The organism is Streptomyces sp. NPDC060232, assembly GCF_042726555.1.
In the GTDB taxonomy this organism is placed as follows: domain Bacteria; phylum Actinomycetota; class Actinomycetes; order Streptomycetales; family Streptomycetaceae; genus Streptomyces.
Genome location: NZ_JBHXAG010000053.1, coordinates 1 through 2,410, shown reverse-complemented (window position 1 = coordinate 2,410; position 2,410 = coordinate 1). Strand labels below are relative to the sequence as shown.

1 rRNA gene is annotated in these 2,410 nt (G+C 56.2%); it reads right to left on the bottom strand.

What is annotated here, in order from left to right:
• Positions 1-35: 35 nt before the first annotated feature.
• Positions 36-2,410, bottom strand: a 23S ribosomal RNA gene (locus tag ACFWFZ_RS34370); the annotation flags it as partial.

The following is a 2,410-nucleotide window of genomic DNA, read 5'->3' as shown; positions in this document are numbered from 1 at the left end:
TTATTTCAGAACTAACACAGTGGACGCGAGCAACTGAGGACAAGCCCTCGGCCTATTAGTACCAGTCAGCTTCACCCGTTACCGGGCTTCCACATCTGGCCTATCAACCCAGTCGTCTACTGGGAGCCTTACCCTCTCAAGGAGGTGGGAATACTCATCTCGAAGCAGGCTTCCCGCTTAGATGCTTTCAGCGGTTATCCCTCCCGAACGTAGCCAACCAGCCATGCCCTTGGCAGGACAACTGGCACACCAGAGGTTCGTCCGTCCCGGTCCTCTCGTACTAGGGACAGCCCTTCTCAATATTCCTACGCGCACAGCGGATAGGGACCGAACTGTCTCACGACGTTCTAAACCCAGCTCGCGTACCGCTTTAATGGGCGAACAGCCCAACCCTTGGGACCGACTCCAGCCCCAGGATGCGACGAGCCGACATCGAGGTGCCAAACCATCCCGTCGATATGGACTCTTGGGGAAGATCAGCCTGTTATCCCCGGGGTACCTTTTATCCGTTGAGCGACGGCGCTTCCACAAGCCACCGCCGGATCACTAGTCCCGACTTTCGTCCCTGCTCGACCCGTCGGTCTCACAGTCAAGCTCCCTTGTGCACTTACACTCAACACCTGATTGCCAACCAGGCTGAGGGAACCTTTGGGCGCCTCCGTTACCCTTTGGGAGGCAACCGCCCCAGTTAAACTACCCATCAGACACTGTCCCTGATCCGGATCACGGACCGAGGTTAGACATCCAGCACGACCAGAGTGGTATTTCAACGGCGACTCCACCATGACTGGCGTCACGGCTTCAAAGTCTCCCACCTATCCTACACAAGCCGAACCGAACACCAATATCAAACTGTAGTAAAGGTCCCGGGGTCTTTCCGTCCTGCTGCGCGAAACGAGCATCTTTACTCGTAGTGCAATTTCACCGGGCCTATGGTTGAGACAGTCGAGAAGTCGTTACGCCATTCGTGCAGGTCGGAACTTACCCGACAAGGAATTTCGCTACCTTAGGATGGTTATAGTTACCACCGCCGTTTACTGGCGCTTAAGTTCTCAGCTTCGCAACCCCGAAAGGTCACTAACCGGTCCCCTTAACGTTCCAGCACCGGGCAGGCGTCAGTCCGTATACATCGCCTTACGGCTTCGCACGGACCTGTGTTTTTAGTAAACAGTCGCTTCTCGCTGGTCTCTGCGGCCACCCCCAGCTCACGGAGTAAATCCGATCACCAGTGATGGCCCCCCTTCTCCCGAAGTTACGGGGGCATTTTGCCGAGTTCCTTAACCATAGTTCACCCGAACGCCTCGGTATTCTCTACCTGACCACCTGAGTCGGTTTAGGGTACGGGCCGCCATGAAACTCGCTAGAGGCTTTTCTCGACAGCATAGGATCATCCACTTCACCACAATCGGCTCGGCATCAGGTCTCAGCCTTAATGAGGGACGGATTTGCCTACCCCTCGGCCTACACCCTTACCCCGGGACAACCACCGCCCGGGCTGGACTACCTTCCTGCGTCACCCCATCGCTTACCTACTACAAGTCTGGTTCGTCGGCTCCACCACTTTCCTTTCCCCGAAGGGTCCGGAACGGCTTCACGGACTTAGCATCGCCTGATTCGATATTGGGCGTTTCAAAGCGGGTACCGGAATATCAACCGGTTGTCCATCGACTACGCCTGTCGGCCTCGCCTTAGGTCCCGACTTACCCTGGGCAGATCAGCTTGACCCAGGAACCCTTAGTCAATCGGCGCACACGTTTCTCACGTGTGTATCGCTACTCATGCCTGCATTCTCACTCGTGAACCGTCCACAACTAGCTTCCGCTGCTGCTTCACCCGGCACACGACGCTCCCCTACCCATCACAACACCCGTTGGGGCTTATTGCTGCAATGACACGACTTCGGCGGTACGCTTGAGCCCCGCTACATTGTCGGCGCGGAATCACTTGACCAGTGAGCTATTACGCACTCTTTCAAGGGTGGCTGCTTCTAAGCCAACCTCCTGGTTGTCTCTGCGACTCCACATCCTTTCCCACTTAGCGTACGCTTAGGGGCCTTAGTCGATGCTCTGGGCTGTTTCCCTCTCGACCATGGAGCTTATCCCCCACAGTCTCACTGCCGTGCTCTCACTTACCGGCATTCGGAGTTTGGCTAAGGTCAGTAACCCGGTAGGGCCCATCGCCTATCCAGTGCTCTACCTCCGGCAAGAAACACACGACGCTGCACCTAAATGCATTTCGGGGAGAACCAGCTATCACGGAGTTTGATTGGCCTTTCACCCCTAACCACAGGTCATCCCCCAGGTTTTCAACCCTGGTGGGTTCGGTCCTCCACGAAGTCTTACCTCCGCTTCAACCTGCCCATGGCTAGATCACTCCGCTTCGGGTCTAGAGCGTGCAACTCAATCGCCCT